A 7,316-nucleotide genomic window follows, 5' to 3' on the forward strand; every position below is an offset into this window, starting at 1 on the left:
GACGACCTGCACGGGCGTCGAAATGTTCCGCAAGCTGCTGGACCAAGGTCAAGCCGGCGACAACGTGGGCGTGCTGCTGCGCGGCACCAAGCGTGAAGACGTCGAGCGCGGCCAAGTGCTGTGCAAGCCGGGTTCGATCACCCCGCACACCAAGTTCGTGGCCGAAGCCTACATCCTGACCAAGGAAGAAGGCGGCCGTCACACCCCGTTCTTCACCAACTACCGTCCGCAGTTCTACTTCCGCACGACGGACGTGACCGGGATCATCAAGCTGCGCGAAGGCGTGGAAATGATCATGCCGGGCGACAACGCCGAGCTGGACGTCGAGCTGATCACCCCGATCGCCATGGAAGAAAAGCTGCGTTTCGCCATCCGCGAAGGCGGCCGCACCGTCGGCGCCGGCGTCGTCGCGAAAATCGTTGAATAACGATTTTCACGACCATGCTTAGCGGCCAGAAGCGCATGCGCTTCTGGCGGGCCAAGATCGTCGAGTAATCGATCGATCCCAGCGACAGCTGATCTAAGCGAAGGCCCCGGAGAGCGATCTCCGGGGCCTTTTGCTTTGCGGCGGAAAGGTGGAAGGAGAGGGGCATGGCGATGATCACCGATCCCGAAGACTTCTTCACCAAGGGTTGCGGCCGGTGCGCCCGGTTCGCGACGCCCGACTGCTCGACCCGGCCCTGGATCGACGGGCTGAACGCCCTGCGCCGGATCTGCCTGGACATGGGGCTGGAGGAGACGGTGAAATGGGCCCACCCCTGCTACATGCACGCCGGGCGCAACATCGCGCTCTTCGGCGCGTTTCGGGGCGATTTCCGGCTCAGCTTCCTGAACCCGAGCCTGCTGGTCGACAGCGAAGGCGTGCTTGAGCCGCAAGGGCCCAACAGCCAGACGCCGGGCATGATCCGCTTCACCGCCGTGGAGCAGGTGGGGGAGAAGGAGCCGGTGATCCGGGCCTATCTGCGACAGCTGATGAGTCACGCCGAAGCGGGAACCAGACCCGCGAAGGACGTCCGCGAGATCGACATGCCGGACGAACTGACCGACGCTCTGGACGCGGACCCGGAGCTAGCCGAGGCCTTCCACGCCCTGACGCCGGGGCGCCAGAAGAGCTACATGTTCGCCCTCAACCAGGCCAAGCAGCCGGCGACCCGCGTGGCGCGGATCGAGAAGTTCCGCGACAGGATCATCGCCGGCAAGGGCGCCTTGGAGCGGTAGGCTCCAGCCTCAGCCCTGCACGAAGCGCGGGATCGGCCCCACCTGCTCGGTTTGATCCGGCAGCTCGACGAACTCCTCGTCGACGAAGCACCAGCCCCAGCCTTCCGGCGGGTCGTAGCCCTCGATGATCGGGTGCTTGGTGGCGCGGAAATGGGCGGTGGCGTGCTTGCTGGGGCTGTCGTCGCAGCAGCCGACGTGACCGCAGGTCCGGCACAGGCGCAGATGGACCCACCAGCCGCCGGCCTTCAGGCACTCCTCGCAGCCCTTGGAGCCGGGCGTGACCAGGCGGATGGCGTCGCCGTGCATGCAGGTCATCGCGGGGCTCCTTTATGCGTCGGCCAGATAGGCGTGGATGGCGGCGACGGCCTGAGCGCCTTCGCCGATGGCGGCGCCGACCCGCTTGACCGAGCCGGCCCGGGCGTCGCCGATCGCGAACACGCCCTTGCGGCTGGTCTGCAGCAGCGGGTGGCCCGGGGCGAGGTCGGCGCCGGTGCGCACGAAGCCGTGGTTGTCCAGCTCGACCTCGCATTGGGTCAGCCAGGCGGTGTTGGGCGCCGCGCCGATGAACAGGAAGAGGTGACTGACCGCCTGGGTCGTCTCCAGTCCGTCGGGCCCCCGCCAGCGCACGGCCTTCAACTGGCTTCCGCCGTCCTTCTCGTCGCCGCCCTCCAGGTCGACGATCTGGCTCCTGACCACCACCTGGATGTTCGGCGTGCTCTCGATCCGCTCGATCAGATAGCGCGACATGGTCGCCGCGAGACTCTCGCCCCGCACGATCATCCAGACCTTCTCGACCTGGCTGGCCAGGTAGACGGCCGCCTGACCCGCCGAGTTGCCGGCTCCCACCAGGGCCACTTCCTGCCCGGCGCAGAGCTTGGCCTCCAGGGGCGAGGCCCAGTAGTGGACGCAGGCGCCCTCGAAGCGGTCGAGGTTCTCGACCTCGAGCCGCCGATAGCGGGCGCCGCTGGCGATCACGATCGTGCGGGCCTGGGCGGTCTCGCCGCTGGTCAGGCTGAGACGGTAGCGGTGGTCGCCGTCGTTCGCGCAGACCAGCGAGGCGACCTCGTCGGGGATCGCCAGTTCAGCGCCGAACTTCTGGGCCTGGCCGTAGGCGCGCCCCATCAGGGCCATGCCGGAAATTCCGGTCGGAAAGCCCAGGTAGTTCTCGATGCGCGCCGAAGCCCCGGCCTGGCCGCCGAAGGCGCGGCTGTCCAGCACCAGGACCGACAGGCCCTCGGACGCGGCGTAGACGGCGGTGGCCAGGCCCGCGGGCCCGGCGCCGACGACGGCGACGTCGTAGATCCGTTCGGCGTCGATCGGGCCGACCAGGCCAATGCAGCGGCCAAGCTGGTGGTTGCTGGGCTGGCGCAGCAGCGTCCCGTTCGGGCAGAGCACGATCGGCAGCTCGGCTTCGTCGACCGCGAACCGCTGGATCAGGACCTTGGCGCAGTCGACCTCGTCGGGGTCCAGGCTCTGGTAGGGGTGGCCGTTGCGGGCCAGGAAGCCGGACAGGCGGATGACCTCGGCGTCGGCGGCGCGGCCGATGATGATCGGACCACCCGCGCCCGTCTCGATCAGGCTGACCCGGCGCAGGATCAGGGCGCGCATGATCCGCTCGCCCAGCTCCGCCTCGGCGACCAGCACGGCGCGCAGCCGTTCCGGCGAGATCAACAGGGCCTCGACCCGGGTGATGGCCGAGACGTCCACCAGCGAGGGGCGGCCAGACAGCTGGGCGATCTCACCGACGAACTGGCCGGCGGCGTGCTCGACGATCGGCTGGCTTTCGTCGTGGGCGTCGCGGCGGCTGATGGCCACCCGCCCGGCCAGGATCACGAACAGCCCCGGCGAGGCGACGCCGGCGGTGGCCAGGGCCACGCCCGGCTCGGCCCGGACGACCTGGCCGAAGCGACGCAGTCGGTCGATCTCGGCCGGCTCCAGCCGGGGGAACATCTGGGCGCGACGGGTGTCGAAGGTTGTGCCTGCCATAATGGGAGATTGCGCCAGGATCGCGCGCCGGTCACCCACCCAACGATGACGGTTTTGAACAAACCTGCCCTAACGTCATCGACTGTACCGGTCGGCGCCCGCGGAGTAGGCTGACCGCATGGCGCGTTCCCCCTCAACTCCGTATCCGGCCGTGCAATGGCGGGCCGGGCGTTCCCTGGAAGACCTGGCGCGCGACCTGCCGCGCGAGATCGCCGTGGGCCTGTCGCTGGGCGGCCGTCCGCACACGGTGCTGATGGCCACGCCCCAGGACCTGGAGGACCTGGCCCGGGGCTTCGTGGTCACCGAGGCGATCGCCAGGGCCGGCGACATCCTGGGCGTCACCGTCACGGAGGAAGAGCGCGGAGTGCTGGTCGATGTACGTCTAGCGCCCGGAGCGGTGGCCCGGAAGGCCAGGCCGCGCAACCTGGAAGGCCGCTCCAGCTGCGGGCTGTGCGGCGTGCAGCGTCTGGCCGATGCGGTGCGTCCCTTGCCAGTGTTGGGCGCCGGCGCTCGCATCCGTCACGAGGCGATCCCGAGCGCCCTGGCGGCGCTGGAGGATCGTCAGGCCCTGGGTCGGCTGACCCGCGCGACCCATGCGGCGGCCTTCTTCGACAGCGACGGCGCGCTCGTTTTGGTTCGCGAGGACGTCGGTCGGCACAACGCGCTGGATAAGCTGGCCGGCGCGATGGCGCGCGAAGGGCGGGACGCGGGCTCGGGCTTCGTGGTTGTCACCAGCCGCTGCTCATTCGAGATGGTCGAGAAGGCGGTGCGCATGGGCTGTCCGATCCTGGTGGCGGTGTCGGCGCCGACCGAGCTGGCGATCGCCAAGGCTCAGGAGGCCAATCTGACGCTGGTGGCCCTGGCCCGCGCCGACGGCCACGCGGTGTTCGCCGGCGGCGAGCGTCTCGTCGAAGCCGCGCTGGAGCCGGCCTGATGGCGGAACACAAGGTTCCCGGCGTTCGTCCCTATCGCCAGGCCGCTGGCGGCTGGGGCGCGGTGAAGGCCGTGGCCGGCGCCCTGACCGACCAGGAGACGGTGATCGAGGGCGGCAAGACGCTGCTGCGCGCCAACCAGCCCGAGGGCTTCGACTGCCCCGGCTGCGCCTGGCCCGACCCCAAGCACACTTCGTCGTTCGAGTTCTGCGAGAACGGCGCCAAGGCCGTGGCCTGGGAGGCGACGTCCAAGCGCGCCACGCCCGAGGTCTTCGCGCTCCATACGGTCAGCGAGCTCCTGACCTGGAGCGACCACCAGATCGAGGATCTGGGCCGCCTGACCGAGCCCATGGCCTATGACCCCGCCGACGACCGCTATAAGCCGATTGGGTGGAATGAGGCCTTCGCGCGGACCGGCGCGGCGCTGAGGGGACTGACGGATCCGAACGAGGCGGAGTTCTACGCTTCGGGCCGGGCGTCGAACGAGGCGGCGTTCCTCTATCAGCTGCTTGGGCGGCGGTTCGGGACCAACAATTTCCCCGACTGCTCGAACATGTGCCACGAGCCGACCAGCGTGGGCCTGCCGGACTCGATCGGCCTGGGCAAGGGCTCGGTCACGTTGGAGGACTTCGACCACGCCGACCTGATCCTGTGCTTCGGGCACAATCCCGGCACCAACCATCCGCGGATGATGGCCACCCTGCGCGAGGCCAGCCGGCGTGGCGCGACGATCCTGGCCTTCAACCCGCTGAAGGAGCGGGCGCTGGAGAAGTTCGCCTCGCCGCAGGATCCGGTCGAGATGGCGACCCTGACCTCGACCCCGATCGCCTCGGACTACTACCAGCTGACCATCGGCGGCGACGCCCTGCTGGTCCAGGGCATGATGAAGGCGGTTCTGGCGATGGACGCCCTCGACGGCGGCGTGCTGGACCGCGCCTTCATCGAGGAACACACCACGGGCTTCGAGGCGCTGGCCGGCCATCTGGAAGCGCTGGACTGGCCGACCATCGAGGCCGGCTGTGGCCTGCCGCGCGCGCGGATCGAGCAGGCGGCGGCGGTCTACGCCAAGGCGAAGGCGGCGATCCTTTGCTACGGCATGGGCCTGACCCAGCATCGCGACAGCTCCGGGACCGTGCAGCAGCTGGTCAACCTGCTGCTCTTGAAGGGCAATATCGGCCGGCCGGGGGCGGGGATCTGCCCGCTGCGCGGCCACTCCAACGTCCAGGGGGCGCGCACGGTCGGCGTGGCCGAGAAGCCGTCGGCGGCCTTGCTGAACGCGATCCGCGACGTCTTCGGCTTCGAGCCGCCGCGCGCCGATGGCCACACGGTCATCGAGGCGATCGCGGCGATGGAGCGCGGCGAGACCAAGGTCTTTGTCGGCCTGGGCGGCAATTTCGCCGTGGCCGCGCCCGATCCGGTCCGCACCTTCGCGGCGATGCGCAAGCTGGAGCTGGCCGTGCACGTGGCCACCAAGCCCAACCGCACCCACCTGCTGGTCGGCAGGGCGGCGATCCTCCTGCCGTGCCTGGGCCGCACCGAGCTGGACGTGCGGGCCGGGGTGCGCCAGTCGGTGACCGTCGAGGACTCGATGTCGATGGTCCACGCCTCGCGGGGGTTGAACCCGCCGGCCTCGGAGCACCTGATGTCGGAACCGGCCATCGTGGCCGGGATCGCGACGGCGACGTTCGGCTTGGATCCGCTGGTGGACTGGCCGGGTCTGGCCAATGACTACGACGCCATCCGCGACCTGATCGCCCGCGTCTTTCCCGGCGCCTTCGACGACTATAACGACAAGGTCCGCGTTCCGGGCGGCTTCCGCCTGCCAGTCGGACCGTCGGATCGCATCTGGAAGACGGCCAGCGGCAAGGCCAATTTCCTGGTCAATGACCCTAGGGGCGGCGATCCGCGCCGGGGCGATCCGGACGTGATGATCCTGACCACCGTGCGCAGCCACGATCAGTACAACACCACGGTCTATGGGCTGGACGACCGCTATCGCGGTGTGTTCGGCCGTCGAGACGTGGTCTTCGCCAATCCCGACGACATGGCGCGGATGGGATTGGCGGAAGGCGACCTGGTCGACCTGGGCGCGGCGTTCGACGAGACCGGCGAGCGGGTGGCGCGGGCCTTCACCGTGGTGGCGCGCGAGATCCCGCCGGGCTGCCTGGCGGCCTACTACCCCGAGACCAACATCGTCATCGCCCTGGACGACCACGATCAGCGCTCGGGCACGCCGGCCTACAAGTCCGCGCCCGTGCGGCTGCGAAGGCATCAGGTGGGCTGGAACTCCATGACGTCCAAGTCATGACCGCGAATTAAGTCGAAGGACGGACGAACGGCCGCTAGCCTGTTCCCAATCGAACCTACGCATCTGATGGGGAGCAAACTGATGCGCGCTGTAACCACCCTGGCCGTTCTGGCCGCCGCCATTTCCACCACCGGGGCCATTGGGGGCGCCGCCTCGGCAGCGCCCTCCGTGAAGATCAAGGACGCGGTCGCCCGTGTCGTGGTCATTCCCGAGAACCGATCGGACGTGAAGGTCGAGTTCCTGACCACCAACGCCAGCCTGCCGCTGACCGTTCGCCAGGACGGCGGCGACGTGATCGTCGATGGCGATCTGCGCATGAGCCGGATCAACGGCTGCAACAGCCGCAACGGCAAGGTCTGGGTGAGGGTGCGTGGCGTCGGCGAGGTGTCCTACGACAACTTCCCGCAGATCGCCGTGCGCACGCCGCTGAACGTCAAGGTGCAGGCGGGCGGGGCCGTCTTCGGCGACATCGGCCGCTCGGACAGCGTCAGCCTTGGCAATGCTGGCTGTGGCGACTGGACGGTCGCCAACACCAAGGGAAAGCTCGAGGTCAGCCAAGCCGGCTCGGGCGACACCAAGACCGGCACGGCCGAGTCCGCCGAGATCAACATCGCCGGCTCTGGCGATGTGTCGACCCAGGCCATCGCGGGGGATCTTGAGGTCCACATCGCCGGCTCGGGCGATGTCAGCGCGGCCAGCATCGCGGGCCAACTGGACGGCAATATCGCCGGCTCGGGCAATATCTCGGTCGCCGGCGGCCATAGCCGCTCGATCGAGGTGAGCGTGATGGGCTCGGGCGACGTGACCTTCGGCGGCGAGGCCGACTCGGTCGACGTCTCGGTGGCGGGTTCGGGCGACGTCCGGATCGCCAA

The 7,316-nt window shown here is 69.1% G+C and carries 7 protein-coding genes; 5 read left to right on the plus strand and 2 right to left on the minus strand.

The window, feature by feature from the left end:
• On the plus strand, nucleotides 1-427 hold a 427-nt coding region (locus VJ655_RS01265), incomplete at its 5' end, for an EF-Tu/IF-2/RF-3 family GTPase (RefSeq protein ID WP_324097556.1).
• Between the two features lie 164 nt (nucleotides 428-591).
• Nucleotides 592-1,218, plus strand: a complete 627-nt coding sequence (locus VJ655_RS01270) for a YdeI/OmpD-associated family protein (protein ID WP_324097557.1) — start codon at nucleotides 592-594, stop codon at nucleotides 1,216-1,218.
• A 9-nt stretch (nucleotides 1,219-1,227) separates the two neighbouring features.
• On the opposite strand, the gene VJ655_RS01275 is transcribed toward VJ655_RS01270, so the two are convergent.
• The gene (locus tag VJ655_RS01275) at nucleotides 1,228-1,533 is read right to left on the minus strand and encodes a UBP-type zinc finger domain-containing protein (RefSeq protein WP_324097558.1); all 306 of its coding nucleotides are present in this window, start codon (nucleotides 1,531-1,533) and stop codon (nucleotides 1,228-1,230) included.
• A 12-nt stretch (nucleotides 1,534-1,545) separates the two neighbouring features.
• Nucleotides 1,546-3,204, minus strand: a complete 1,659-nt coding sequence (locus VJ655_RS01280; RefSeq protein ID WP_324097559.1) for an FAD-dependent oxidoreductase — start codon at nucleotides 3,202-3,204, stop codon at nucleotides 1,546-1,548.
• 118 nt (nucleotides 3,205-3,322) lie between these two features.
• On the opposite strand from VJ655_RS01280, the gene fdhD reads away from it, so the two are divergent.
• From fdhD to VJ655_RS01295, 3 genes are all read left to right on the plus strand, one after another.
• On the plus strand, nucleotides 3,323-4,138 hold the full coding sequence (fdhD, locus tag VJ655_RS01285; protein WP_324097560.1) for a formate dehydrogenase accessory sulfurtransferase FdhD: 816 nt from the start codon (nucleotides 3,323-3,325) through the stop codon (nucleotides 4,136-4,138).
• Entirely contained in the window at nucleotides 4,138-6,444 is a 2,307-nt protein-coding gene (locus tag VJ655_RS01290) for an FdhF/YdeP family oxidoreductase (protein ID WP_324097561.1), read from the plus strand. The genes fdhD and VJ655_RS01290 overlap by 1 nt, the downstream gene beginning before the upstream one ends.
• Nucleotides 6,445-6,525: 81 nt before the next feature.
• The coding region (locus VJ655_RS01295; protein ID WP_324097562.1) for a GIN domain-containing protein at nucleotides 6,526-7,316 on the plus strand (791 nt) is incomplete at its 3' end.

Origin of the sequence: Caulobacter sp. (genome assembly GCF_035254145.1) — a bacterium.
Lineage (GTDB): Bacteria > Pseudomonadota > Alphaproteobacteria > Caulobacterales > Caulobacteraceae > Caulobacter.